The organism is Variovorax paradoxus (assembly GCF_029919115.1).
GTDB classification, from domain to species: Bacteria; Pseudomonadota; Gammaproteobacteria; order Burkholderiales; family Burkholderiaceae_C; genus Variovorax; species Variovorax paradoxus_O.
In genome coordinates, this window is the sequence record NZ_CP123990.1 from 5,366,253 (window position 1) to 5,391,824 (window position 25,572).

The following is a 25,572-nucleotide window of genomic DNA, read 5'->3' on the forward strand; positions in this document are numbered from 1 at the left end:
GAAAAATCAGGACGGGCAACCCGGGCTGGCGGCCGGCTTGTACAAGCTGGTTTGCAGCACGACCTGCGTTTCATCCCGCACGCCATAGCCGATGGCCGTGACGCGAAAGAGATGCGAAGCGTTTCGCGCGCCCGCGCTTTGCAACTGGCTGGACTGCCACCCGCCAAGGTTGCGAACCGCCTCCACGATGTAGCGCGGTGCACGCGCAGAGAGCGCGCCACCGCGAGCGCCTGCATTGGCCGTGGCGTAGGTATGGTTGGTGAAGGTGCCGTAGGCGACCGACGTGCGGCTTTCGGCCGCGAAATCGGCAGTGATCCAGACCGGTTTGGCGCCGTCCTCGGCCTGGGTGCACAGCCCTTGGTGAATGCCCGCGCCGCCGCATCCCGCAACGAAGGCAGAGACATCCCTGCTGTTGAAAAGGCACAGGCGCTGCGCGGCGGCCTGGTTCGGGCCGAGCACGTCGCGCTCGGCGTCGACGAGCGCGGCTTCGGCGGCCTGGAACGCGACTTCGGCGTCGCGGTCGTTGCGAGCGCTTCGCTCGCCCACCAGCGAAACCTGCGCCGCGCCGATACCCAGCACCATCGCAATGAGCAGCATCAGCAACACCACGATCAGCGAGAAGCCCCGTTGCGGTGAAGGGCGGGCCCGGTTCATGGCCCCGTTTCCTTCAGGACGTTGCGCAGCATGACCGTGAAGGTGGCGGTGCGCCTCAACCTCCCGTCCGCGGGCGGCATGAAGCTCACGCCAGGAAAGTCGGTGCCCAGGGGGTAGAGAAGTTCGCCCTGCGTTCGGGCCTCGCCAATGCCAGGACCACTGCGCGCAACCATGCCGATGCGAAGACCGACCACCTTGCGCCATTCACCGTTGATGGCAGCGGTGGAGCCGGCCTGCGACTCCAGCTGCGCGGCATCGATCCAGCGTTCGGGCACGCCGTCGCCGTTTCCGTCGTAGGCGTAGGCGACCTTGAACACCTCGATGCCGCGCGCGAGCGGCTCGGACTTGAACGTGCCCTGCCCGTCGCTGCGGTACTTGCAGTAGAGCTCGGGTTCCCTGTCGGCGGCTTCCGCCACAAAGAAGAAGCTCCATGCTCGATCGGCGAGCGAAGGCTCGCCGTCCGCCGGGCCGGCTTGCGCGATGCCCATGCAATCGATCATGGTGCCGTCGGGTTCGGCCTCGCCGCCTCCCGCGCGGCTGCGCCCGAAAAACCGCACCCGCAGCGAGTCGCTCCCGTTCACGCCCCTGCTGTTGTGGCTGCCGTGGCTTTCGCCTGTGAGGCCGACCCGCGCATTGGTCGCACCGACGATGTCGAGGGCGAAAAGATCATCCGGCGCGGCCGTGAGGTTTGCGCTGCTGCCGATGGCCACGGTGCCGTCGGCGCCGGCATGGTCGGGCGCGTAGTCGGAATAGCCGGCTTGCCGCACCGCCACCCTCACGACGGACGCCGCGAACCTCAGTGAATCTTCTACCGCCTGCGCTTGCGCATTGGCGGCAAAGAGCTGCCTGCTGCCAAGGAACGTGGCCGTGGCGGCAAGCACCACGACGAGCCCGATGGCCGCCGCAATCATCAGCTCGACCAAGGTCATGCCGCGCTGGCGCGAATGCTGGTGCAAGGCCGGAAACCTTGGGAGGCCGGGTGCGTGCATGTCCGCCGCTCGCCTAGCCAGAAACCAACTGCATCACCAGGCGAGGCGGACGCTCCCTCTGCGGCTCGCCGTTGTGCTTTGCATTCGCAGCGTCGGCGTGCGGAACCCAGCCGAGCTTGACGACCACGCTGGAGCCGGACTGGCTGCATGCCCACTCGTACTCGCCGACGGAGGCGTTCCAGGGCTTGTCGTCGAAGCACACGCTGAGGCGGGCGCCGGGCAGCGCCTTGGCCACGCGGCGCTTCCACTCGTTCATGTCCCACGCAGCCAGGCTTTGTGGATTGCAAGCTGCCGCTGTGCATTCGCCGCCGGCATCAGCGGAAGCATCGCCATCCGCGGTCCAACTGGCCACGAGATAGGTATTGGCCGCATCGGTCCTGGCCGCCACGCCCGGATTCATGCGAACCTTTTCGGAGAGGTCGCGGGCAAGGTTGACTGCGGCTGCGAACGTCGCGGCCTCCTTGCCCGTACGAACGGCCGTGAGCAGCATGCCGATGGAGCCGAGCAAGCCGACGCTCAGCACCGCGATGGAAACAAGTACCTCCACGAGCGAAAAGCCCGCGTCGGCCCGTCCTGATGTAGCCATGTTTCGATGTCCTCCCCGTCCTGCAACTTCGGTTGCTTCTTTATTCCTGCATCGAAACTTGAGCGTAGGCTCGACTCCCAGCGGCGCGTTTGCCGTTCATCCGCTATTGACTGCCGCTCGTATGATCCAGCGGCTCCGGTGTTAAATAATTCTTCTCGCAGCCCATGCCCTCCCCCGAACAAGACGCGCAGCACATGGCCACCGCATTGCGCCTGGCTTCCGATGCGCTGTTGCTGACCGACCCCAACCCGCGCGTCGGCTGTGTACTGAGCGACGCAGAGGGCCGTGTGCTGGGCCAGGGCCACACGCAGCAGGCCGGCGGACCGCATGCCGAAGTGATGGCGCTGCGCGACGCTGCGGCCAAGGGCCATTCGGTTGCGGGCGCCACCGCCTATGTCACGCTCGAGCCCTGTTCGCATCACGGGCGCACCGGCCCCTGTTGCGATGCACTCATTGCGGCCGGCATCGGCAGGGTCGTGGCATCGCTCGCCGACCCGAACCCGCTGGTCGCCGGGCAGGGCTTTGCCCGCCTGCGCGCAGCGGGTGTCGAAGTGGAAACCGGCCCCGGCGCGGCCGAGTCGCGCGAACTCAACATCGGTTTCTTCAGCCGCATGGTGCGCAAGCTGCCCTGGGTGCGCCTCAAGGTGGCGGCTTCGCTCGACGGCAAGACCGGCCTTTCCAACGGCGTGAGCCAATGGATCACGTCCGAGACCGCCAGGGCCGACGGCCACGCGTGGCGGGCCCGTGCCAGCGCAGTGCTGACCGGCGTGGGCACCGTTCTCGAAGACAACCCGCGGCTCGACGTGCGCATGGTCGAGACGCCGCGCCAGCCGCATCTGGTGATCGTCGACAGCCATCTGCAGACGCCGCCCGACGCTCATGTTTTCATAGCAGGCCGTCCGGTGTGGATCTACGCGGCAACGCGAGACGAAAACCGCGCCGCTGCCCTGGAGGCGCGCGGCGCCACGGTCACCTGCCTGCCCAATGCGAGCGGCAAGGTCGACCTGGCCGCGATGCTCCAGGACCTGGCTCAGCGCGGCGTCAACGAGCTCCACGCCGAAGCCGGCCACAAGCTCAACGGCTCGCTCATCCGCGAAGGCTGCGTGGACGAGCTGCTGCTGTACCTGGCGCCAAAGCTGATCGGCAGCGGGCTGGATATGGCGAGCCACCTGCACGCCGAGGGGCCGCTCACCTCGCTGGAGGGCGCGCTGGCGCTCGAATTCAAGTCCGTGCAGATGCTCGGGCCGGACCTTCGAGTCGTGTCGCGCGTACGTGGGCGCGAGAGCTTCTAGCGGCCAGCCTCAGGCAACCGGAGGCGGATTGCACGGCCAAAGCGCCGCGGAAAGGCCGAGGGCCCTCGCATCTGCGAAAATGTGCGAATGTTCACCGGAATCATTACCGGCGTGGGGCGCATCGCCGCCATCCACGACCTCGGCACCTCCTCCTCCTACGGCAAAAGACTCGGCATTTCGGTGCCCGACGGATATCTTGACGATGTAGGCCTTGGCGACAGCATTGCGCTCAACGGCGCGTGCATGACCGTGACCACCCTCGATCCGGCGCAGCAGCTGTTCACCATCGACATTTCGGCCGAATCGCTCGACAAGACCGCCGGCCTCACCGAAGAGGGCGCCCGTATCAACCTCGAGAAGGCGCTGCGCGCGAGCGACCGGCTGGGCGGCCACATCGTTTCCGGCCATGTGGACGGCATCGGCACCGTGAGCCACTTTGCGCCCGTGGGCGAAAGCTGGGAACTGCGCGTGGTCGCGCCGCCCGCACTGGCTCGCTTTCTGGCCTACAAGGGCTCCATCACCATCAACGGCGTGAGCCTCACCGTCAACAGCGTGAGCGACATCGAAGACGGCGCGGAAATCAGCATCAACCTGATTCCGCACACCGTCGAAAACACCTCCCTGGGCAGCCTCACGGCCGGCTCCAAGGTCAATCTCGAAATAGACACCGTGGCGCGCTACGTGGAGCGCATGCTCCAGGCCGGCGTCCTGGTGCCAACCCCTTCCACGTATTCCAAGGACACCGCCGAATGAACGCCTCCGTCACCCCCATCGGCGCGCCCCGCGGTTCGCGGGCACCCGCGCCGATTTCTCCGGTCGAGGAGATCGTGGCCGACCTTGCCGCCGGCCGCATGGTCATTTTGGTGGACGAGGAAGACCGCGAGAACGAAGGCGACATCGTCATTGCCGCGGACCACATCACGCCCGAGGCCATCAACTTCATGGCCCGCCATGCACGCGGGCTGATCTGCCTCACGCTCTCGCGCGAAATGTGCGAGCGGCTGCAGTTGCCGCCCATGGTGTCGCGCAACGGCGCCAAGCACTCGACCGCCTTTACCGTTTCGATCGAAGCGGCCGAAGGCGTGACCACCGGCATTTCGGCCGCCGACCGCGCCCGCACCGTGCAGGCCGCCGTGGCGCGCAACGCCGTGGCCAGCGACCTGGTGCAACCCGGCCACATCTTTCCGCTGCAGGCGGTGGACGGCGGCGTGCTGATGCGCGCCGGCCATACCGAAGCCGGCTGCGACCTCGCGGCCATGGCCGGCTGCTCGCCCGCCTCGGTGATCTGCGAGGTGATGAACGAAGACGGCACCATGGCGCGGCTGCCCGACCTGCAGGTTTTTGCGGCCGAGCACGGGCTCAAGATCGGCACCATCGCCGCGCTCATCGAGCACCGCAGCCGAACCGAATCGCTGGTCGAAAAAGTCGGCTGCCGCGAAATCCAGACCGCATGGGGCACCTTCACCGCCCATGCCTTTACCGACAAGCCCAGCCGCGGCGTGCACCTTGCGCTGGTGCGCGGCAAGTGGACGCCGGAAGACGTGGTGTCGGTGCGCGTGCACGAGCCGCTCTCGGTGCTCGACGCGCTCGAAATCAACCGCTCGCTGCACTCCTGGAGCCTTGACGCCAGCCTGGCCCACATTGCCAATGAAGGCAAGGGCGTGGCCGTGCTGCTGAATTGCGGCGAAACGGCCGGCGAGCTGCTGGCCCAGTTCGACGGCACCGCGCGCCCCGCGCAAGCCCCCGAGCGCGGCCGCATGGACCTGCGCAGCTACGGCATCGGCGCGCAAATCCTGCGCGAATGCGGCGTGCACAAGATGAACCTGCTCGGCACGCCTCGCCGCATGCCGAGCATGGCCGCAGGCTACGGCCTCGAAATTGCCGGCTACCTCACGAAAGACTGACACGACATGCAAGGTGCAAACAAGGGAGCGGACGCAAAGCCGCTCGACGGAAAAGGGCTGCGCATCGGCATCGTCCAGGCACGCTTCAATGCCGACATCACCGACGCGCTGGCCGCGGCCTGCCTTGCCGAGTTCGAAAGGCTCGGCGTGACGGCGGACGACATCCACCATGTGCAGGTTCCCGGCGCGCTTGAAGTGCCCGTGGCCCTGCAGGCCATGGCCGTGCGCGGCGGCTACCACGCGCTTGTGGCGCTGGGCTGCATCATCCGCGGCGAAACCTACCACTTCGAACTGGTGGCCAACGAATCCGGCGCGAGCGTAAGCCGCATCGCGCTCGACCATCGCATTCCTATCGCCAACGCGATCCTCACGACTGAAAACATGGAGCAAGCCATTGCCCGCCAGACCGACAAGGGCCGCGATGCGGCCCAGGTGGCTGTCGAGATGGCGCAATTGCTGGCCTCCCTCAAATGACCGAAGACAACAACAAGACAGCAGGCGCCAAGCCGCGCCAGGCGCGCACCGGCCTCACCAGCACCGGCGCACGCAAGGCCTCGGCCAAGTCCAACCGCAGCCGCGCGCGCGAATTTGCGCTGCAGGCGCTCTACCAGCACCTGGTGGGCCGCAACGACGCCGCCGCCATCGACCAGTTCACGCGCGACCTCGCAGGCTTCCACAAGGCCGACGCGGCGCATTACGACGCGCTGCTGCACGGCGCCATCGAAGGTGCGGAGCAGCTCGACGCGCTGATCCGCCCGCTGCTGGACCGCAAGTTCGAAGAGATATCGCCCATCGAGCACGCCGTGATGTGGATCGGCGTGTACGAGTTTCAGCACTGCCTGGACGTGCCATGGCGCGTGGTGCTCAACGAGTGCATCGAGCTTGCCAAGGAATTCGGCGGCACCGACGGCCACAAGTACGTGAACGCGGTGCTCAACGGCCTGGCGCCGCAACTGCGCGCGGCCGAGGTGGAGGCCGACCGCACTTCCGGCAAGGCAAGAACGTGAGAATCTCGGCGCGCGCACAGCGCATCGAACCGTTCTATGTGATGGAGGTTGCCAAGGCCGCCGGCGTGCTGGCGCGCGAAGTGGCCCATACCGACCGGCCGATGATCTTCCTGAACATCGGCGAGCCCGACTTCACCGCGCCGCCGCTGGTGCAGGAAGCCGCCGCACGCGCGGTGCGTGCCGGCGCCACGCAGTACACGCAGGCCACGGGGCTCGATCATTTGCGCGAGCGCATCAGCGGCTGGTATGCACAGCGCTTTGGCGTCGACGTGCCTGCGCGCCGCATCGTGGTGACGGCCGGTGCATCGGCCGCACTGCAATTGGCCTGCCTGGCGCTCATCGAATCCGGTGACGAAATCCTGCTGCCCGACCCGAGCTATCCCTGCAACCGCCACTTCGTGAGCGCAGCGGACGGCACCGCCGTATTGATCCCCACGACGGCTGAAGAGCGCTTTCAGCTCACCGCCGCCAAGGTCGAAGCCGCGTGGACCGGCAAGACGCGCGGCGTGCTGCTCGCCTCGCCTTCCAACCCCACGGGCACCTCGATTGCGCCCGACGAGCTGCGCCGCATCCACAACGTGGTGTCGCAGCGTGGCGGCATCACGCTGATCGACGAGATCTACCTCGGCCTCTCGTACGACGATGCCTTCGGCCAGACGGCGCTCGCCATCGACGACAACGTCATCAGCATCAACAGCTTCAGCAAGTACTTCAACATGACCGGCTGGCGCCTCGGCTGGCTCGTGGTGCCCGAAGCACTGGTGCCCGCGGTCGAGCGGCTTGCGCAAAACCTCTTCATCTGCCCCAGCACCGTGTCGCAATATGCGGCGCTGGCCTGCTTCGAAGAGCCGAGCATTGCCGAATACGAACGCCGCCGCGCCGAGTTCAAGGCGCGCCGCGACTGGTTCATTCCGCAGCTCGACGCGCTTGGCCTCAACGTGCCGGTGGTGCCCGATGGCGCCTTCTACGCCTGGGCCGACTGCACCAGCGTCGCCGAGAAGCTCGGCATTTCGGGCAGTTGGGATTTCGCCTTCGAAACCATGAAGCGCGCCCATGTGGCCGTGACCCCCGGCCGCGATTTCGGCACAGCCGAAACCAGCAAGTTCGTGCGCTTTTCCACCGCCAGTTCGATGGCGCATCTTGAGGAATCCATCGAACGCCTGCGGGCGATGATCGCGAACCCGGCCCGATGAGCTACGCGTTTCCAATTCGCGTCTACTGGGAAGACACCGATGCCGGCGGCATCGTGTTCTATGCCAACTACCTCAAGTTCATGGAGCGCGGCCGAACCGAATGGCTGCGCTCGCTGGGCGTGGAGCAGCGAAAGCTGCGCGAGGAAACCGGCGGACAGTTCGTGGTGAGCGAAACGCAGCTCAAATACCATCGCCCCTCCCGCCTCGACGACGAACTGCTGGTTACAGCCGATCTCCGACAAATGGGTACGGCGTCGTTGATAATCGGTCAACAGGTGCTATCAAAAACAGAGCAAGAGCGAACGGGGGCTGCGGCGCCCGTCCTGCTGTGCGAAGGCACCATCCGCATCGGCTGGGTGGACGCCACCACATTGCGCCCCGCGCGCATACCGGCCCAAGTTTCGGGAACCCTCGAGCGCTCCGGCGGCTCCATGACTCAACCTTTCAAGCCATGAACCAAGACCTCTCGATCATCAATCTCCTCCTCCACGCGAGCTTCGTGGTCCAACTGGTCGTGCTGCTGCTGGTAATCGTCTCGATTGCCAGCTGGGCCGCGATCATCCGCAAATACTTTGCACTGCGCCGCATGCGCGCGCTGAACGACGACTTCGAGCGCGAGTTCTGGTCGGGCACCAGCCTGAACGAGCTGTTTGCCTCGGCCGCCCAAAATGCCAAGTTCGCCGGCCCCATGGAGCGCATCTTCGCTTCGGGCATGCGCGAATACCAGAAGCTGCGCGAGCGCCACGTGAGCGACGCCCCCACGCTGCTCGACGGCGCCCGCCGCGCCATGCGCGCGAGCTTCCAGCGCGAACTCGACGCGGCCGAGCAAAACCTGTCGTTCCTGGCCACCGTCGGTTCGGTATCGCCCTACGTCGGCCTCTTCGGCACGGTCTGGGGGATCATGCATGCCTTCACCGGCCTGGCCGCGCTGGCCCAAGTGACGCTGGCCACCGTTGCGCCCGGCATTGCCGAAGCACTGGTGGCCACCGCCATCGGCCTGTTCGCCGCCATTCCGGCGGTGGTGGGCTACAACCGCTTTGCGCGCGAAATCGACAAGATCGCCATTGCGCTCGAAACCTACATCGAGGAGTTCTCGAACATCCTGCAGCGCAACCTCTCGGCCCATCCGGCCGCGAGCGCGACGGCGGCTTCGGCGACTCCGGGCAACCGCTGAACGGAGGCCAAGCGCATGCCCGCCGTTTCATCCCGGGGCCGAGGCCGCCGCACGATCAACGAGATCAACATGGTCCCGTTCATCGACGTGATGCTGGTGCTGCTGATCATCTTCATGGTCACCGCGCCGCTCATCACGCCGAGCGTGATCAACCTGCCCTCGGTCGACCGTGCCAACAAGCAGCCCGACAAGCCCATCGAGATCGTCATCAAGAGCGACGACGAAGTGCAGATCAAGAAAGACTCGTCCGCCGGCAGCGGCGGCACGTCCGTTCCCATGACCCAGATCGGCTCCGCGGCCAAGACCGCCCAAGGCGGCGACGACCAGCGCCCGGTGGTCATCAGCGCCGACAAATCCGTCAAGTACGAAACCGTCGTGAAGGCGATGAACCAGCTCAAGCGCAGCGGCATCGAGCGCGTGGGCCTGTCCGTTACCACCACGGGTGGCAAATAAGGCATGTCGCTCGCCCTGGATCGCCCCGAGTTCGCACCACCGCCGCAACGCGGCACGCCACGTGCGGTGCTGCTGGCATTGGTCGCGCATGCGCTGCTCATCGCTGCGCTCACGTGGGGAGTGCGCTGGCGCAGCGACCCCGACGAGGGCGCAGTCGATGCCGAGCTGTGGTCTTCCACCGTGCAGCAGGCCGCACCGCGCCTGTCCGCACCGCAAGCCCCTACGCCTGCTCCCGCGCCTCCGCCGCCTGCTCCCGCACCGCCGCCACCGCCGCCGCCGCCCCAGGTAAAGGCGCCCGAGCCCGCGCCGCCGCCGCGCGCCCCTGACATCGCACTCGAGCGCGAGAAGAAGCTCAAGGAAGAAAAAGAACAGAAAGAGCGAGAGCTCGAGCGCCAGCAACAGCAGCGCAAGAAAGAGCTCGAGGCCAAGCAGCGCGCCGAAGACGAAGCCGAGCGCAAGAAGGAACAGCAGAAGAAGCTGGCCGAGCAGAAAAAGCAGCAGCAGGAGGCAGAAGCCAAGCAGGCCGAAGCCAAGAAAGCCGAAGCCAAACAGGCGGAGGCGAAAAAAGCCGAGGCTGCCGCCAAACAGGCCGCCGCCGACCGCGCTGCAACGCTCAAGCGCATGCAAGGCCTTGCAGGCGCCAGCGGCAGCGACGACTCCAAGGGCACTGCCTTGCGTTCGTCAGGGCCTTCGAGCGGCTATGCGGGGCGCATTGCCGCCGCGGTTCGCCCGAACATCACCTTCCCCGATGCTGAAACGGTCAATGGCAATCCTGCCGCCGAGTTCGAAGTGAACCTCGCGCCGGACGGCACCATCGTCGGCGTCAAGCTGACCAAGTCGAGCGGATTGTCCAGCTGGGATGAAGCCGCCGAGCGGGGCCTACGCAAGACCGACAAGCTGCCGCGCGACAACGACGGACGCATCTTCCCGTCGCTGATCGTCTCGCTGCGGCCCAAGCGCTAGGAACCCGGCCAGGCGTTACGCGCGCCTGGCCACCTCGTCGTTCAGCCGTCTTGCTCGTTCAGTCGTAGACCACCGCGGCTTTTCCAGCTTCAGCCTGTGCCGTCCAGCTTGCCAGCGCGGCATCGGTCGGGAAGAACTTGGCGCGCTCGCCAAGCTGCAACTCGACTTGCGCGCCGCCGCGTGCCATTGAAAGGCGCACGGGCAGCCCCTGCACCAGGTCGCCGTGCTCGCTTTGCTCGGTCCGCGGCGGAAAATCCTTCACCAGGCGCGCGATGTCGGGCGCCTTGCCATTCACGGCCACCCGCAGGAACTTGCCGAAGCGGCAACGCGCCGTGGCCAGGTCCCACACCTGCTGCACCTGAAAGCGCGCCTCGAAACCGCCGCGGCCCGGCTGGAGCCGCCCGCTCACGATCACCAGTTCGTCGTCTTTCAGGGTGTTGCGGTTCGCATTGATCAGCGCCTCGTCGGCGGTCGCGTCGATGGAGTCCGACTTGTCGTCGAGCTTGAAGATCGCCAGCCGTCCGCGCTGGCCGTTGATCACGCGGAAGTCGCTCACGATGCCCGCAATCACCTGCTGGTCGCGCGTGTCCATCAGGTCGCCGATCTCGCGCTTGCAGAAGCGCCGCACCTCGTGCGCCACTTCGTCGAACAGGTGGCCCGAGAGATAGAAGCCCACGGCCGTCTTTTCGTAGGTGAGCCGCTCCTTCACGCCCCAGGGCGTGGCGTCGACCAGTTCGGGCTCCTGGGTGGCCGAGCCGTGCTCGCTGTCGCCGAAGATGTCGACCTGCGCCGCATTGGCCTCGGTAGCCACAGCAAACTCGAAGGCGCGGTCGACCGAGGCAATGAGCGAGGCGCGGTTCTGCTGGATGGCGTCGAACGCGCCGGCCTTGATGAGCGCTTCGACCGTGCGCTTGTTGATGCGCTGGCGGTCGATGCGCACGCAAAAATCGAACAGGCTCTTGAACGGCCCGCCCTCTTCGCGTGCCCGAACAATGGCTTCGACGGCGAGTTGTCCCGTGCCCTTGACGGCCCCCAGGCCGTAGCGAATCACCTTGTCGGTAACCGGCTCGAAGCGGTAGTTGCCGCGGTTCACGTCCGGCGGCTCGAAGGTAAGGCCGAAGTTTTTCTGCGCGTCTTCGAACAGCACCTTGAGCTTGTCGGTGTCGTCCATTTCCACGGTCATGTTGGCGCAGAAGAACTCGGCCGTGTAATGGACCTTGAGCCAGCCCGTGTGGTACGCCAGCAGCGAGTATGCGGCGGCGTGCGACTTGTTGAAGCCGTAGCCCGCGAACTTCTCCATCAAGTCGAAGATCTCGTCGGCCTTGTCCTGCGGAATGCCGTGCGTCTTGAGCGCGCCCGCGCGGAATTTCTCGCGGTGCTCGGCCATCTCCTCGAGCTTTTTCTTGCCCATGGCGCGGCGCAGCAGGTCGGCGCCGCCAAGCGAGTAGCCGCCCAGGATCTGCGCGGTCTGCATCACCTGCTCCTGGTAGACCATGATCCCGTAGGTCTCGGAGAGCATCTCGGCCACGGCCGGATGCGGATACTCCACCTCTTCGCGGCCGTGCTTGCGCGCCACGAAGCTCGGAATCAGGTCCATCGGGCCCGGCCGGTACAGCGCGTTGAGCGCAATCAGGTCTTCAAGGCGCGTGGGCCGTGCGTCCTTCAGCATGCCCTGCATGCCGCGGCTTTCAAACTGGAACACCGCTTCCGTCTTGCCCTCGGAAAACAGCTTGTAGGTTTCGCGGTCGTCCAGCCTGATGTTCTCGTACGCGAAGTTCTCCTGCCCCTTGTGGCGCTTGACGATGAACTCTTTGGCAATCTCGAGAATGGTGAGAGTGGCCAAGCCCAGAAAGTCGAACTTCACGAGGCCGATGGCCTCCACGTCGTCCTTGTCGTACTGGCTCACGGCCGAGTCGCTGCCGGGCTGCTGGTACAGCGGGCAAAAATCGGTGAGCTTGCCGGGCGCAATCAGCACGCCGCCCGCGTGCATGCCGATGTTGCGGGTCATGCCTTCGAGCTTTTGCGCAAGCTCCACCAGCATGCGCACTTCTTCTTCCTTCTCGATGCGGGCCGCAAGCTGCGGCTCCATCTCGATGGCGTAGTTGTTCTTGTCGCCGTCCACCTTCGGATCGGGCGGGTACTGGATGGTGACAGGCTGGCCGGGCTTGTTCGGAATGAGCTTGCTGATGCCGTCGCAGAACATGTAGCTCATGTCCAGCACACGGCCCACGTCTCGAATGGCGGCGCGCGCGGCCATCGTTCCGAAGGTGGCGATCTGGCTCACGGCCTCGCGGCCGTACTTGTCCTTCACGTAGTCGATCACGCGGTCGCGATTGCCCTGGCAGAAGTCGATGTCGAAGTCGGGCATCGAAACGCGTTCGGGGTTCAGGAAGCGTTCGAACAGCAGCTTGTATTCGAGCGGGTCGAGGTCGGTGATCTTCAGCGCATAGGCCACCAGCGAGCCCGCGCCCGAGCCCCGGCCCGGGCCCACCGGACAGCCGTTGTTCTTGGCCCACTTGATGAAGTCGCCCACGATCAGGAAGTAGCCCGGGAACCCCATGTTCAGGATGGTGTTGATCTCGAACTCCAGCCGCTCGACGTAGCGCGGCCGCTCGGCATCGCGCTTGGCGGGGTCTGGATACAGGTGCACCAGCCGCTCCTCGAGGCCCGCGAACGACTCCTGGCGGAAGAACTCGTCGATCGGCATGCGAACGCCTTCACTGATGAAGGGCGTCGGAAAATCAGGCAGTTGCGGCTTGCCGAGCACCAACGTCAGGTTGCAGCGCTTGGCAATCTCGACCGTGTTGGCCAACGCACTCGGCACGTCGGCAAAGAGCGCCTCCATCTCCGCGGTCGACTTGAAATACTGCTCTTCGGTGAACTTGCGAACCCGGCGCGGGTTGCCAAGAATTTCACCCTCCGAGATGCAGACACGTGCCTCGTGCGCTTCGTAGTCCTGGCGTTCGGCAAACTGCACGGGGTGCGTGGCAACCACGGGCAGGCGCAGCCGCGCGGCGAGCTTCACGGCGGCAATCACATGTGGCTCGTCCTCCGGACGTCCGGCGCGCTGCAGCTCGATGTAGAAGCGGTGCGGGAACATGCTCGCCAGCTGCAGCGCCAACTCTGCGGCGCGTTCTTCCTGTCCCTGCAAGAGCGGTGCACCCAACGGTCCGGCTTGCGCGCCCGAAAGCGCAATCAGCCCACCCTGCAACTCTTCGAGCCATTCGAGCTTGCAGGCCGCCTGCGACTGGCCCCGGCCCACGTTCTGCGTCCAGGCACGCGCCAGCAACTCGGAAAGGTGCAGGTAGCCCTCCATGTTCTGCACCAGCAGCACGATCCGCGTGAGCACGCCGGGCTCCTTGCCCAGCCCCTCGACGAAGATTTCAGCGCCGATGACCGGCTTGACACCCTTGCTGCGCCCCTGCTTGTAGAACTTGATCGCCCCGAACAGGTTGTTCAGGTCGGTGATGGCCAGTGCGGGCTGCTTGTCGGCAGCGGCGGCCTTGACGACTTCGTCGATTCGATTGGTGCCGTCGACGACGGAAAACTCGGTGTGCAGGCGCAGGTGAACAAACATCCTCCCATTGTAGAAACCGGCACTCCACGATGTGGGTTGGCAATCCCTACAATTCCGCCCCGTGCAAGAGATTTTGAATATTGCGGCCTACAAGTTCGTAGCCATCGACGACAGCCCCGTGCTGCGTGAAGACCTGCGCGGGCGCGCCCAGGCGCTGGGCCTCATGGGCACCATCCTCCTGGCGCCCGAGGGCATCAACCTGTTTTTGGCTGGCGCTGCCGACGCCATTCGCAGCTTTGTGGCCAGCCTGCGCGCCGATCCGCGCTTTGCAGACCTGGAAACCAAGGAAAGCTGGTCGGCCACGCAGCCCTTCCGCCGCATGTTGGTGAAGCTCAAGCGCGAGATCATCCGCATGGACCATCCGGCCATCCAGCCGGCGGCCGGCCGCGCACCCGGCGTGGACGCGCAAACGCTCAAGCGCTGGCTCGACCAGGGGCATGACGACGCAGGCCGCGAGATTGCGCTGCTGGATACGCGCAACGACTTCGAGGTCGACGAAGGCACCTTCGACGGCGCAATCGACTGGCGCATCACCAAGTTCACCGAGTTCCCCCCGGCGCTCAAGGCGCACCGCGCCGATTTCGCGGGCAAGACGGTGGTGAGCTTCTGCACGGGCGGCATCCGCTGCGAAAAGGCCGCCATCCTGATGCGCGAGGAAGGCGTGGAGAATGTGCTGCAGCTCGAAGGCGGCATCCTGAAATATTTTGAAGAAGTCGGCGGTGCGCACTACCACGGCGACTGTTTCGTGTTCGACGGCCGCCGCGCGCTGGCGCCAGACCTGAGCGCGCGCGCAGCCGATGCGAGTGCGCGCGCATCGGAAGACCCCGACCTGGAACGTAAAAGCTAGGCCCCGCAGCGCGAGGCCTTCTTTGCTGCGAACCCGTCAGACCGGCACGGTGCCGACGTCGGGCTCCCGCACGCCAAAGGGCTTGCCCGGCAGCGGAATGAATTCAGTCTCACCCGGTACATGGCCCATGCGCTGTGCGGCCCAGTCGGACCCTGCCTCCAGAATGCGCTCGCGCCGGCTGGAGACGAAGTTCCACGTGATGTAGCGCGGGCCATCGAGCGGCTCGCCGCCGATCACCATCAGGCGTACCGCCACATCGGTGCTCAGCACCGCGCCCTGGCCGTCCGGCAGCACAACCATTGTGTGCGCCTCAATGGCCTCGCCGTTGACGCGCGCATCGGCATCGACGGCATAGACGGCTAGTTCCGCTGCAAGCGCGGGCAGTTCGAAGCGGCCGCCCGCGGGCAACGCAATATCGAGGTAGAGCGTCTGCGACCGCGTCTTGACCGGTGAGCGCTTTCCAAAAGCCTCGCCCACCAGCACGCGCACTTGCGCGCCCTGCTCCACAAGCTCGGGAATGGCGCTGGCCGGCGTGTGCTCGAAGCTCGGCTCGACCTCTTCATGCGCCTGCGGCAGCGCGGCCCAGAGCTGCAAGCCGTGATTCACGTAGGTATCTGCCTTGAGCCGCTCGGGCTTGCGCTCGGAGTGCACGATGCCGCGGCCCGCCGTCATCCAGTTGATGGCGCCGGGCAAGATTTCCTGCACGCTGCCGAGGCTGTCGCGATGCATCATCGCGCCCTCGAAAAGATAGGTGACCGTGGAAAGGCCGATGTGCGGATGCGGCCGCACGTCGTGCTCGGCGCCGGGCTGCTCGGTGGCCGGGCCAAAGTGGTCGAAAAAGACGAACGGGCCGACCGAGCGGCGCTTCGCGGCCGGCAGCAGGCGCCGTACCTTGAAGCCGCCGCCGAGGTCCTTGTCGGCGGGATGCAGCGATTGAAGGGAGTCCATACGCCGCATCATGCCTCAGGCCTTGCCGGCCACCCAGCGGTCGGCGGCCTTGGCCACGCGCTCGCCGAACAGGCGGGCGGTGTCCAGGTCGCCCTGCGGCATTTCGGCGGGCGAAGAGTCCGAGGGCGACTGAGCCATGGCGCCGCTGAACGAAGCCACGTAGTTGATGTCGTTGCGCTGCGCGGCCTTGGTGTTGCTCGGCATGATTGCAGTGCCGACCCAGACGCCGCCTTGCTGCATTGCAAGCGTGAACAGGTAGTGCAGCGTGGAGAGCTTGTCGCCGTTCATCGATGCACTGTTGGTGAAGCCCGCAAACATCTTGTCTTTCCAGGCCTGCGTGAACCACGGCTTGGACGACGCGTCGGCAAACTTCTTGAACTGCCAGCTCACGCTGCCCATGTAGGTGGGCGAACCCATGATGATGGCGTCGGCTGCATTCAACGTTTCCCAGCCGCCGGCCGGCAGGTTGCCGTCGGCATCGATCTGGACCAGCTCGGCATTTGCGCCTTCTGCCACGGCTTGGGCCATGCGTTGCGTGTGGCCATAGCCCGAATGAAAAACAACTGCGATCTTGGACATGAAATGACTTTGAGTTGAAGGTGAAGAAATCAGAGGCGGCAAGAAGACAAACCGATCAGCGCTTGTCGATGCTGAAACGGCCGGCACCGAAGGCGACAAAGGCGAGCAAACCGCCGGAAATGGCGATGTTCTTGAAGAACATCAGCTGGTTCACGAAGGCCTTGTCGGCGGGCATGCTCCAGTAATTGTGGAACAGCACCGAAGCCGCCACAGTGAACACCGCCAGCACCACGGCCGCCAGGCGCGTCTTGAAGCCGACGAGCAGCATCAGGCCAAGACCCAGCTCCACGACGATTGCAATGACTGCCGCAACCTGCGGCAGCGGCGCACCGACGGACGAGATGTACCCCACCGTTCCCGCAAAGCCCATGAGCTTGCTGAAGCCCGCGGGCACGAAAAGCAGCGCCAGCAAAATGCGGCCCACCAGCGCCAGCGTGTCTTGCGCGGCGGTGGGATTGTTGATGGCGGTTGCGCTGATTGCAGTGGTTGTCATGATGAAACTCCTCGGTTGTTGAAAATTGAAATTTGAAAGAAGAGAGCAGGAGCAAAGAGTGCGCCTGCCCAGGCCGCCAGGTCAGGCTGCCAGGTCGAACACAAGCACTTCGGCATCCTTGCCGGCGCCGAGCGTCAATTGCGATTCGCCCTGGAGCATTGCGGCGTCTCCGCCCGACAGCTTCTGGCCGTTCACTTCGAGTTCGCCGCGCACCAGGTGCACGTAGCTCTTGCGCTCGGGATCGAGCGCCAGGCTGGCTTTTTCATCACCGTCGAGCAGGCCTGCGAACAGGCGCGCATCGGCGTGCACCGTGACCGAGCCGTCGGCACCGTCGGGTGAAGCCACCAGGCGCAGCTTGCCGCGCTTTTCGTCATTGCCGAATTTCTTCTGCTCGTAGCCCGGCGCAATGCCGCGCACGTTCGGCTCGATCCAGATCTGCAGGAAGTGCGTGGTCTCGTCGGCCTTGTGGTTGAACTCGCTGTGCATCACACCGCGGCCCGCGCTCATGCGCTGCACGTCGCCCGGCGGGATGGACTCGATGTTCCCCATGCTGTCCTTGTGCGCCAGTTCGCCCGAAAGCACGTAGCTGATGATTTCCATGTCCTTGTGACCATGGGTGCCAAAACCGGCACCCGCGGCCACGCGGTCTTCGTTGATCACCCGCAGGTTGCCAAAGCCCATGTGGGCCGGGTCGTAGTAGCCGGCAAAAGAAAAGCTGTGAAACGAGCGCAGCCAGCCATGGTCGGCATAACCGCGTTCCTGTGATTTACGGACTTGCAACATCGTCGAACTCCTTCGGCCCTGCCCCGTGCGGATGCCCGGGCCTTCTTCGTATGCCGCGCCGGATGCGCAGCGGATGTGAAGAACTTTAGGTCCGCACCCCTCCTTCAAAAGCGCCGGGTTTTGATGGCATCATTCAAATTATTTGATCAATCGATCGAGCATCCGACGGAGCCGCCATGCCCAGCGCCAGAGACGTACTGACCCCCGACGCACTCTCCATGCTCCAGACCGTGGCAAGCACGGGCAGCTTTGCCGGCGCCGCGCGCGCGCTCAACCTGGTGCCCAGCGCGCTCAGCTACCGCGTGCGCCAGATCGAAGACGCGCTCGACGTGCTGCTGTTCGATCGCAGCGCCCGCCAAGCCCGCATCACCGAGGCTGGCGCCGAACTGCTGCGCGAAGCGGCGCGACTGCTGGGCGAAATCGATGCCGTGGCCAACCGCGTGAAGCGCGTTGCCACCGGCTGGGAGCCAATGCTCACCATTGCCGTGGACAGCGTGATCGCACGCGATCCGCTGCTCGACCTGGCCACCGCCTTCTTCGCGCTCGACCCGCCCACGCGGCTCAAGCTGCGCGATGAAACGCTGCTCGGCACCATCGAGGCGCTGACCAGCGGCGAGGCCGACCTCGCCATCGGCGCTGTGCTCGACGCGGCAAGCCTGGCCTTCACCGCCACCGGCATCCGCAGCCGGCCCATCGGCGAGCTGTGCTTCGTCTATGCGGTGGCGCCGCACCATCCGCTCGCGCGCCTGCCCGAGCCGTTGACCGATGCGGTGCTGCGGCAGCACCGCGCGGTGGCCGCTGCCGATTCTGTGCGCAGCGGCCCCAGCATGACGGTCAACCTGGTCGGCGGACAAGACGTGCTCACCGTGCCGAGCATGCATGCCAAGCTGAACGCGCAGCTGCACGGCCTCGGCGGCGGTTTTCTGCCCGAGCCCATGGCGCGTCCCTACATCGAAGCCGGCCACCTGGTCGAACGCAAGACCGAGCGCAAGCCGCCGCTCGCAACCATGCATTGCGCCTGGCGCGTGCGCAGCGCGGGCGGGCCGGGGCGCGCGCTCGAATGGTGGCTTGCACAGTTCGACCACGAGGCCACGCGGCGGGCGCTGCTCGAGCGGCATCGGGGGCGCTGAGCGCCTGCCTCCCGGGAGTGCCCTTCGCAGACCGATGTAGAGTGCGCACACATCCATCGTTTCCCCGTACACAAGAAAAGAGTCCCTCATGACCACTCGCGCAACTGCCAAGACGGCAAAGGCCACCGACCGCCACCGAACCCCCGCCGCCCCGCGCCACTACGCCGTCGTGGGCGCCGGCATTGCCGGCGTGGCCTGCGCACGCACGCTGGTGCAGGCCGGCCACAAGGTCACCGTGTTCGAACGCGAGGCCGCGCCCGGCGGGCGCATGGCGAGCATCGACACCGCCTTCGGCCGCTTCGACAGCGGTGCGCAGTACTTCACCGTGCGCGACGCGCGCTTTGCGCTGGCGCTCGAAGCCACGCCGAGCCTTTGCCGCCCATGGAGCGCCAACCTCGTGCGCGTGCTCGACGCACACGGCCGCGTGGCCGAAGCGGCATTGCCGGGCCGCGAATCGCACTGGGTCGCCCAGCCCGGCATGGATGCGCTGGTGGCCCACTGGGCCGCGCCGCTCGGCGGCAACCTCGTGACCGGCACGCAGGTGACGCAGATCGAACCCGATGCGCTCGACCCGAAGCGCTGGCAGCTGCGCACCGCGGGTGCGGACGACTCGCAGCACGTGTACTCCGGCTTCGACGCCGTGCTGCTCGCCCTGCCGCCATCGCGCACACGGGCGCTCTTGGGCGACGGCAAGCTCTCGGCCAGCATCAGCCAGAAGATCGAGCCCGTGCGCATCGCGCCCTGCTGGACGCTGATGATCGCCTTTCCGCAGGCCAACCAGGCCAACATGTCGCACCTCGGCCCGCAATGGAATGCGGCGCGCAGCACGCACCACCGCGTGGCATGGCTCGCGCGCGAATCGTCCAAGCCCGGGCGCGAACGCGTCGAGCGCTGGACGCTTCAGGCCAGCGCCGCATGGTCGCAAGAACACCTGCGCGACGACGCCGCACGCGTCGAAGCCAAGCTGCTGCGCGCCTTCTCCGAGATCACCGGCATCCATGCCGCGCCCACGCATGCCCAGGCACGCTGCTGGACCGAAGCCCAGACGCAAGTCCCCGTCGGCAAGAGCCACCTGTGGGACGCCAAGGCCCGCATCGGCGTGGCAGGCGACTGGTGCACCGGCCACCGGGTGGAAGACGCTTTCCTCTCGGGCCTCTCGCTGGCGCTTGCAGTGATCTGATCCGCGGATGCGTGAGACCGGCCGTTTCGCGCCCTCGCCCACCGGCCCGCTGCATGCCGGCTCGCTGGTTGCCGCACTCGCAAGCTGGCTCGACGTGCGCGCCCGCGGCCCCAACGCGCGCTGGCTGGTTCGCATCGAAGACGCGGACACCGAGCGTTGCCTGCCCGGCATGGGCGAGCACATCCTCCGGCAACTGGCCGACTGCAGCCTGCTGCCGGACGAAGCGCCGGTCTGGCAGACGCAGCGCACCGCGCACTACGAAGCGGCGCTTGCGAAGCTGCAGGCCCTCGACCTCGCCTACCCCTGCGGCTGTTCGCGCAAGGACATCGACGAGGCGCTGGTCCGGCTCGGCCGGCCGCACACGCGACATGGAGAGCGGGTCTATCCCGGTACCTGCCGCAATGGTCTGCACGGCAAGCCCGCGCGCGCGTGGCGCTTTGCCACCGAGAAGTTCGAAGCCATGCAACCGCCGCTTTCGTCGGGCGAGCTCTGCTGGACCGACCGCCGCCTCGGCCACCAGTGCCAGCACGTCAGCCGCGAGGTCGGCGACTTCGTGCTGCGCCGCGCCGACGGGCCCTGGGCCTATCAACTCGCGGTGGTGGTCGACGACGCGGAACAAGGCGTGACCGACGTGGTGCGCGGCGAAGACCTGGCGGACAACACCGCGCGCCAGATCCTGCTGCAACGCGCGCTCGGCATGCCCACGCCAGGTTACCTGCATACCCCCTTGGTGCGCGGCGCCGACGGCGACAAGCTCTCCAAGCAGAACGGCGCCACCCCCATCGATACCGCCACGCCCGAGGCCGCGCTGGCGTCGCTCGAGGCCGCCGCGCGCGTGCTCGGCCTTGGCACCGCGCGGGGCGGCTCGTGCGCCGCGGCACTAGCCGGCTGGGTGCCCGAATGGCGCGGTCTCTACAATTCGCGCCCGTAATGACCTTTCCCGACACCGTGCCCAACGATTCCCCGCCGAGCGACGACGCGGCCGACAAACCGCATCCGCTGCACCGCCGCCTCAAGAGCTTTGTGAAGCGCGCCGGCCGCACCACCGAAGGCCAGGCACGCGCCTTTGCCGAGCTGGGCCCGCTGTTCCTCTTGCCCTACAAGCCCGAGCCGCTCGACCTGACCGCAGCCTTCGGCGGCCGTGCCGCGCCTACGGTGCTCGAAATCGGCTTCGGCATGGGCGAAGCCACCGCGCACATCGCCACGGTAATGCCCGAGACCAACTTTCTGTGCTGCGAAGTGCACGAGCCGGGCGTAGGCGCGCTGCTCAAGCGCATCGGCGAGCAATCGATCGGCAACATACGCATTTGCGCGCACGATGCGGTCGACGTGCTCGACCACATGCTGCAGCCCGATTCACTGGCCGGCGTGCATGTTTTCTTTCCCGACCCGTGGCACAAGAAGCGCCACAACAAGCGCCGGCTCATCCAGCCGGAGTTCGTGAAAAAGCTTGCCGAGCACCTGCGCCCGGGCGGCTACATCCACTGCGCCACCGACTGGCAGCCCTATGCCGAGCAAATGCTCGAAGTGCTCTCCGCGGAACCGTTGCTGCGCAACACGGCCGAAGCCTATGCGCCCAAGCCGGAGTACCGGCCGCTGACCAAGTTCGAGAACCGCGGTCTCAAGCTGGGCCACGGGGTCTGGGACCTGGTCTTCCGGCGCGCCTGAGCGCCGGCTGCTGCCGAGGCGGCCTCCCTTCGTCAGTGCTTGCGGTCCAGCGCGTCTCGCAGCCGCGTTGCAAGCTGCTGCGCATGCGCAGCGGAGCCGACATTGGTAAAGCCGATCAGCAGCCCCTTGTCCTTGAACCTTGCGGTGCCCCGTGCTGAAAGCGGCTGGCAGTTCAGCCCTGCAAGCTGCGCACGGCGGGCCAGTTCTTCATCGCTTGCGCGACGCGTGTCGAAGCGCGCAATCAGGTGCATGCCGCCACTCTGCAAATCGATGCGCACAGCCTCGCCGAAGGCCTTTGCCAGCGCCGCCGCAAGCATCTCGCGGCGCCGGGCATAGAGCAGCCGCATCTTCTTCAGGTGGCGGGAGAAGTGGCCTTCACGCATGAAGTCGGCCACCACGGCCTGCGTGATCTGCGGGCAGCCGTTCGACCATGCCTGCACTGCCCCGCCAAAACCTTCGCGCAATGACTCGGGCACCACCACATAGCCGAGCGCCAAACCCGGATACAGCACTTTCGAGAAGCTGCCTGCGTACAGCACGCGGTCCTGGCCGTCGAGGCTCTTGAGCGCGGGCAGGGGCGGACCCGCATAGCGGTATTCGCCGTCGTAGTCGTCTTCCACGATCCAGGCCTTTGCCTGCGAGGCCCAGGCCAGCAACTGCAACCGGCGCGCGAGCGACATCGACACACCCAGCGGCGCCTGGTGAGACGGCGTGACCACCGCCATCCTCGCCTTGGCGGCCTTTCGCATGCCCAACGCAACGGCCATGCCTTCATCGTCGACCGGCACTGGCACCGCACGGTGGCCGGCGCTGCGCAGCACCTCCAGCGTGGGTGGAAAGCCTGGGTCTTCGACCCACACGCAGTCGCCACTGGAAAGCAGCGTGCGCGAAATGAGCGCGAGCGATGCTCGGTACCCGCCGGTCACAAAGACTTGCGACGGATGGCACGAGATACCACGCGACACCTGCAGATATGCGGCAATGGCGGCGCGCAGCGGCGGATGGCCCGAGGGATTGCCATAGAACATGTCGGCCGCGGTGGTTGCCCTCACGCGGCGCGAAGCCAGCCGCGCCCAGAGCTTGCGCGGAAAGGCGTCGAGGGCTGGAATACCCAACTGCAACGGAGGCGGGGGTACGGGCTCCGCAAGCATCGGTTCGACGGCTTTCACCTCCGTTGGCCCGGGCCCGCGCCGCGCCGGCGGCCGCAACGGAAGCGACGGCGAAACCACCGTCCCCGCCTGACCTCGCGCAGAAAAATAGCCTTCGCCCGCGAGCAGGTTGTAGGCCGTCTCGACCGTGCCTCGCGCCACCCCCAGTTCACTGGCCAGGTTGCGCGCTGACGCCACCCGATCGCCCGGGCCAAGCACGCCCTGCTCTATGGCTGTTCTGAAGCGCTCGTAGATCTGCCGGTGCAAAGGCACGGCCGTTGTACGGTCGATCTCGAGGAGCGCATCGGAGGGTTCTTTCCTTTTAATCATGGCCTATTGATTTTGACGGATCTTGGCTCTTTGGCATGGGGCATCGAAAACCTAAGCTCGACCATCGATCAGCCAGACAAGGACATGCAATGAGCGAAAACATATTTGTGGCAGGCGCGGCCGGTGCGATTGGCAGTGCGCTTGTTCCGCTGTTGATCGAGGCGGGCTACACGGTGCACGGCACCACGCGGCGCCCAGAGCGCGCGCGTGCGCTTGAAGCGCGCGGCGTGGTTCCGGTCGTTGTCGACGTGTTCGACGCAGAGGCGCTGCAGGCGGCCATGGTTGGCATCAAGCCGGCGATCGTGATCCACCAGCTCACCGACCTGCCGCCTGATCTCGATCCCAGGAAGATGGCCGATGCCGCCTACCGCAACGCGCGCGTTCGCACCGAAGGCACGCGCAACCTGGTGGCTGCGGCACAAGCGGCCGGCAGCCGCCTGCTGGTAGCGCAGAGCATTGCCTGGGTCTATGCACCGGGGCCCTTGCCCCATGTAGAGGAACACCCGCTCGACCTTCAGGCCGAAGGCAGCCGCCGCGTCAGCGTGGAAGGCGTGGCGGCACTGGAGCGCAGCGTGTTGGGCGCCAAGGGCATCACGGGCACCGTGTTGCGCTACGGGCAGTTCTACGGCCCCGGCACCTCGAACGCCGAACCCAAGGGCGCGTGCCCAGTGCATGTGGAGGCTGCGGCACGGGCAACAGTGCTCGCGCTGCGGAATGCGCGGTCCGGCATCTTCAACATTGCCGAAGACAACCCTGAGGTCAGCAGCGAGAAGGCGAAGCGCGCACTCGGCTGGCATCCATCGATGCGGCTGCGCGAGCGGCAGGGAGTCGCATCGTGAAGGCGGACTGGCTTCATCGAGGCGCTCGCCTTCGGCTGGGCGCCGGTTCTGCGGCGCTTGCCATGGTGCTGGCGGCCGGCTGGGCGCTGGTGCCGCACAGCAACCGGCAGGACGCCGCGCAATGGTTTGCCGATGTATGCAGCACCGTGGCAGCCGGGCCCATGTTTTCGTCAGCCCCGGCGCCCGCCGGCTCCGGCGCCGAAGCGAGGCCGGCTACCTCGGTCAAGATGCTCTCTTGCGAACCGCTGCCCAACGTGCCGGGCAAGTCGGTGACCACGGTTCTGGTCGACTTTCCGCCGCTGGCCTATTCCCCCGCCCACCGGCACCCGGGCTCGGTGACCGCCATCATTCTCGAAGGCACCGTCCGATCGCAGCTCGCGGGCGGCCCGGTAGGCACCTTCAAGAGCGGCGAGACCTTCTTCGAGCCGCCGCGCACGCTGCACCTCTTTGCGGAGAACCCCGATCCGGTGCACCCCGCAAAGCTGGTCGCGGTGTTTGTTGCCGACGAGAACTGCGGACCGCTGCTGTTGCCGCCTGACGCCGACTGAGGCCGCTGGGGAGCCCCCCTTTGGGCACCGTTACACCTCGGCAGCTTCCCCGCGGGCACCGAAATTGCTACACTTTTTTACTAATTTAGACAAAGGGTGGCAAATGGACAGCTCTCGCAGGCAAGTACTGAAAACGTCCGGCGCACTGCTGCTGGGCGGAGGCCTTTCTCTTCCGGCGCTCTCGCAAACCGCCAAGGCGGCAGCGGGCGCCCGCGTGGTGCTGCTGGGGCAATCGGTGCCCTTGACCGGTGCCGCCGGCGAGATCGGGCTGGCCTTTGCGGCCGGCAGCCGGCTGGCCGTGGGCGACTTCAACGAACGCAATGCCGCCAGCGGCATCCAGCTCAAGCTGCTGCAGCTGGATGACGGCTACGACGCCACCCGCGCCGCCGCCAACGCACGCACCCTGCTGGGTACGGACAAGGCCGACTTGCTGTTCGGTTTTGTCGGTACTGCAAGCAGCGATGCCGGCGCGAGCGTTGCCGCGCAGCAGGGCAACCTGTTGTTCGCGCCCTTCGCCGCTTCGGATTCGCTGCGCGAGGCGAGCCACCCGAACGTGTTTCATGTGCGTCCCGGCATGATCGACGAGGCCCTGAAGATCGTGCGCCAGTGCGCGACCGTGGGGCAGACGCGCATTGCCCTGGTGGGCGACGACGATGCCATGGGCCGCGCCGGCCTGGCAGCCGTGCAGCAGGCCATTGCCGAACTCAAGCTCCCTGCCCTGGTGGCCACGGCAATGGTTCCTTCGGGCGGCGACAAGCTCGATGCGGCCCTGAAGACGGTGCAGCAGCAAACGCCCCAGGCCATCGTGCTGGTTTCGCTCTCGGGCACCACGGCCAACGCGATCCGCAAGCTGCGCAAGAGCGGCTACACAGGCAGCTTCATGGCCTTTTCCATCGTGGGTATCGACCCGCTCTACGCCGAGCTCGGCAAGGACATCGGCGGGATCGTCATTTCGCAGGTGGTGCCCTCGCCGCGGCCTTCGGCCATTCCCATCGTGAAGGAATACCGCGCAGCGGTCGACAACTCCGACCAGACGCCTTCCTACGAAGGCCTGGAGGGTTTCATTGCCGCCAAGGTGGTCGGCGAAGCGGTGCGGCGGGCAGGCCGCGGCTTCACCACCGCAAGCCTGCAGCGCGTGATGACAACGATGACGGATTACGACGTGGGCGGCTTCCGCATCAACCTGCGGCCCGGCCTGCGCGATCCGTCGCGCAACATCGACCTGATCAGCATCTCGGCGGACGGCCGCGTCTTGCGCTGAATACGCTGAACACGCGCCGAATGCGC

The 25,572-nt window shown here is 66.3% G+C and carries 27 protein-coding genes; 18 read left to right on the top strand and 9 right to left on the bottom strand.

Translation table 11 applies throughout. From position 1 onward, the window contains the following. Positions 1-6 precede the first annotated feature (6 nt). The 3 genes from QHG62_RS25680 to pilV are packed head-to-tail and all read right to left on the bottom strand — an operon-like array spanning position 7 to position 2,229. Positions 7-654, bottom strand: a complete 648-nt coding sequence (locus tag QHG62_RS25680) for a pilus assembly PilX family protein (RefSeq protein WP_281148412.1) — start codon at positions 652-654, stop codon at positions 7-9. Beyond that, positions 651-1,610: a PilW family protein gene (locus QHG62_RS25685; protein WP_281148413.1), complete on the bottom strand. Its 960-nt coding sequence runs from the start codon at positions 1,608-1,610 to the stop codon at positions 651-653. Before QHG62_RS25685 ends, QHG62_RS25680 begins: the two co-directional genes overlap by 4 nt. A 46-nt stretch (positions 1,611-1,656) precedes the next feature. Then, complete coding sequence (gene pilV, locus QHG62_RS25690; protein ID WP_281148414.1) at positions 1,657-2,229, bottom strand: type IV pilus modification protein PilV; 573 nt, start codon at positions 2,227-2,229, stop codon at positions 1,657-1,659. Positions 2,230-2,393: 164 nt separating this feature from the next. Here pilV and ribD point away from each other — a divergent pair, with 164 nt between their 5' ends. From ribD to tolA, 10 genes are all read left to right on the top strand, one after another. Continuing rightward, positions 2,394-3,521: a bifunctional diaminohydroxyphosphoribosylaminopyrimidine deaminase/5-amino-6-(5-phosphoribosylamino)uracil reductase RibD gene (gene ribD / locus QHG62_RS25695; RefSeq protein WP_281148415.1), complete on the top strand. Its 1,128-nt coding sequence runs from the start codon at positions 2,394-2,396 to the stop codon at positions 3,519-3,521. Between the two features lie 87 nt (positions 3,522-3,608). After that, positions 3,609-4,274, top strand: coding sequence for a riboflavin synthase (locus QHG62_RS25700; protein WP_281148416.1), 666 nt, complete (start codon positions 3,609-3,611; stop codon positions 4,272-4,274). Further along, on the top strand, positions 4,271-5,425 hold the full coding sequence (ribBA, locus tag QHG62_RS25705) for a bifunctional 3,4-dihydroxy-2-butanone-4-phosphate synthase/GTP cyclohydrolase II (protein ID WP_281148417.1): 1,155 nt from the start codon (positions 4,271-4,273) through the stop codon (positions 5,423-5,425). The genes QHG62_RS25700 and ribBA overlap by 4 nt, the downstream gene beginning before the upstream one ends. A gap of 6 nt (positions 5,426-5,431) precedes the next feature. Next, a complete protein-coding gene (gene ribH / locus QHG62_RS25710; protein ID WP_281148418.1) occupies positions 5,432-5,899 on the top strand; it encodes a 6,7-dimethyl-8-ribityllumazine synthase in 468 nt (155 codons plus the stop codon). Continuing rightward, positions 5,896-6,432: a transcription antitermination factor NusB gene (gene nusB / locus QHG62_RS25715; protein WP_126750010.1), complete on the top strand. Its 537-nt coding sequence runs from the start codon at positions 5,896-5,898 to the stop codon at positions 6,430-6,432. The genes ribH and nusB overlap by 4 nt, the downstream gene beginning before the upstream one ends. After that, positions 6,429-7,625, top strand: a complete 1,197-nt coding sequence (locus QHG62_RS25720) for a pyridoxal phosphate-dependent aminotransferase (protein WP_281148419.1) — start codon at positions 6,429-6,431, stop codon at positions 7,623-7,625. Before nusB ends, QHG62_RS25720 begins: the two co-directional genes overlap by 4 nt. Further along, positions 7,622-8,080 (top strand): tol-pal system-associated acyl-CoA thioesterase, encoded by a 459-nt coding sequence (gene ybgC / locus QHG62_RS25725; RefSeq protein ID WP_281148420.1) that lies wholly within the window; start codon positions 7,622-7,624, stop codon positions 8,078-8,080. Before QHG62_RS25720 ends, ybgC begins: the two co-directional genes overlap by 4 nt. Then, positions 8,077-8,799: a protein TolQ gene (tolQ, locus tag QHG62_RS25730; RefSeq protein WP_281148421.1), complete on the top strand. Its 723-nt coding sequence runs from the start codon at positions 8,077-8,079 to the stop codon at positions 8,797-8,799. The genes ybgC and tolQ overlap by 4 nt, the downstream gene beginning before the upstream one ends. A gap of 15 nt (positions 8,800-8,814) precedes the next feature. Further along, positions 8,815-9,252: an ExbD/TolR family protein gene (locus QHG62_RS25735; protein ID WP_281148422.1), complete on the top strand. Its 438-nt coding sequence runs from the start codon at positions 8,815-8,817 to the stop codon at positions 9,250-9,252. Positions 9,253-9,255: 3 nt separating this feature from the next. Then, positions 9,256-10,215, top strand: a complete 960-nt coding sequence (gene tolA / locus QHG62_RS25740; protein WP_281148423.1) for a cell envelope integrity protein TolA — start codon at positions 9,256-9,258, stop codon at positions 10,213-10,215. Positions 10,216-10,273: 58 nt separating this feature from the next. Here the strand turns inward: tolA and dnaE are convergent, their stop codons facing one another. Further along, positions 10,274-13,792 (bottom strand): DNA polymerase III subunit alpha, encoded by a 3,519-nt coding sequence (gene dnaE, locus QHG62_RS25745; RefSeq protein ID WP_281148424.1) that lies wholly within the window; start codon positions 13,790-13,792, stop codon positions 10,274-10,276. A gap of 61 nt (positions 13,793-13,853) precedes the next feature. Here dnaE and QHG62_RS25750 point away from each other — a divergent pair, with 61 nt between their 5' ends. Further along, positions 13,854-14,639, top strand: a complete 786-nt coding sequence (locus tag QHG62_RS25750) for a sulfurtransferase (protein WP_281148425.1) — start codon at positions 13,854-13,856, stop codon at positions 14,637-14,639. A 36-nt stretch (positions 14,640-14,675) separates the two neighbouring features. On the opposite strand, the gene QHG62_RS25755 is transcribed toward QHG62_RS25750, so the two are convergent. The 4 genes from QHG62_RS25755 to QHG62_RS25770 form a co-directional block, all read right to left on the bottom strand. Further along, entirely contained in the window at positions 14,676-15,587 is a 912-nt protein-coding gene (locus tag QHG62_RS25755) for a pirin family protein (protein ID WP_281148426.1), read from the bottom strand. Between the two features lie 15 nt (positions 15,588-15,602). Further along, positions 15,603-16,166, bottom strand: coding sequence for a flavodoxin family protein (locus QHG62_RS25760; RefSeq protein ID WP_281148427.1), 564 nt, complete (start codon positions 16,164-16,166; stop codon positions 15,603-15,605). A gap of 55 nt (positions 16,167-16,221) precedes the next feature. Continuing rightward, positions 16,222-16,659: a DoxX family protein gene (locus QHG62_RS25765; RefSeq protein ID WP_281148428.1), complete on the bottom strand. Its 438-nt coding sequence runs from the start codon at positions 16,657-16,659 to the stop codon at positions 16,222-16,224. Between the two features lie 81 nt (positions 16,660-16,740). Further along, positions 16,741-17,442, bottom strand: coding sequence for a pirin family protein (locus QHG62_RS25770; protein WP_281148429.1), 702 nt, complete (start codon positions 17,440-17,442; stop codon positions 16,741-16,743). 176 nt (positions 17,443-17,618) lie between these two features. On the opposite strand from QHG62_RS25770, the gene QHG62_RS25775 reads away from it, so the two are divergent. From QHG62_RS25775 to trmB, 4 genes are all read left to right on the top strand, one after another. Continuing rightward, positions 17,619-18,572 (top strand): LysR family transcriptional regulator, encoded by a 954-nt coding sequence (locus QHG62_RS25775; protein WP_281148430.1) that lies wholly within the window; start codon positions 17,619-17,621, stop codon positions 18,570-18,572. Between the two features lie 88 nt (positions 18,573-18,660). Further along, positions 18,661-19,752 carry an NAD(P)/FAD-dependent oxidoreductase gene (locus QHG62_RS25780; RefSeq protein WP_281148431.1) on the top strand — a complete coding sequence of 364 codons (1,092 nt, stop codon included), beginning with the start codon at positions 18,661-18,663 and terminating at the stop codon, positions 19,750-19,752. 7 nt (positions 19,753-19,759) lie between these two features. Further along, positions 19,760-20,683 carry a tRNA glutamyl-Q(34) synthetase GluQRS gene (gene gluQRS, locus QHG62_RS25785; protein WP_281148432.1) on the top strand — a complete coding sequence of 308 codons (924 nt, stop codon included), beginning with the start codon at positions 19,760-19,762 and terminating at the stop codon, positions 20,681-20,683. Further along, the gene (gene trmB / locus QHG62_RS25790; protein ID WP_281148433.1) at positions 20,683-21,420 is read left to right on the top strand and encodes a tRNA (guanosine(46)-N7)-methyltransferase TrmB; all 738 of its coding nucleotides are present in this window, start codon (positions 20,683-20,685) and stop codon (positions 21,418-21,420) included. Before gluQRS ends, trmB begins: the two co-directional genes overlap by 1 nt. Positions 21,421-21,452: 32 nt before the next feature. On the opposite strand, the gene QHG62_RS25795 is transcribed toward trmB, so the two are convergent. Further along, positions 21,453-22,898 (bottom strand): PLP-dependent aminotransferase family protein, encoded by a 1,446-nt coding sequence (locus tag QHG62_RS25795; protein WP_281148434.1) that lies wholly within the window; start codon positions 22,896-22,898, stop codon positions 21,453-21,455. A gap of 89 nt (positions 22,899-22,987) precedes the next feature. Between QHG62_RS25795 and QHG62_RS25800 the strand changes: the two genes are divergently transcribed. From QHG62_RS25800 to QHG62_RS25810, 3 genes are all read left to right on the top strand, one after another. Continuing rightward, positions 22,988-23,737: an NAD-dependent epimerase/dehydratase family protein gene (locus QHG62_RS25800; protein WP_281148435.1), complete on the top strand. Its 750-nt coding sequence runs from the start codon at positions 22,988-22,990 to the stop codon at positions 23,735-23,737. Between the two features lie 62 nt (positions 23,738-23,799). Continuing rightward, complete coding sequence (locus QHG62_RS25805) at positions 23,800-24,285, top strand: cupin domain-containing protein (protein ID WP_432445634.1); 486 nt, start codon at positions 23,800-23,802, stop codon at positions 24,283-24,285. A 103-nt stretch (positions 24,286-24,388) separates the two neighbouring features. Continuing rightward, positions 24,389-25,546: an ABC transporter substrate-binding protein gene (locus tag QHG62_RS25810; RefSeq protein ID WP_281148437.1), complete on the top strand. Its 1,158-nt coding sequence runs from the start codon at positions 24,389-24,391 to the stop codon at positions 25,544-25,546. Positions 25,547-25,572 lie beyond the last annotated feature (26 nt).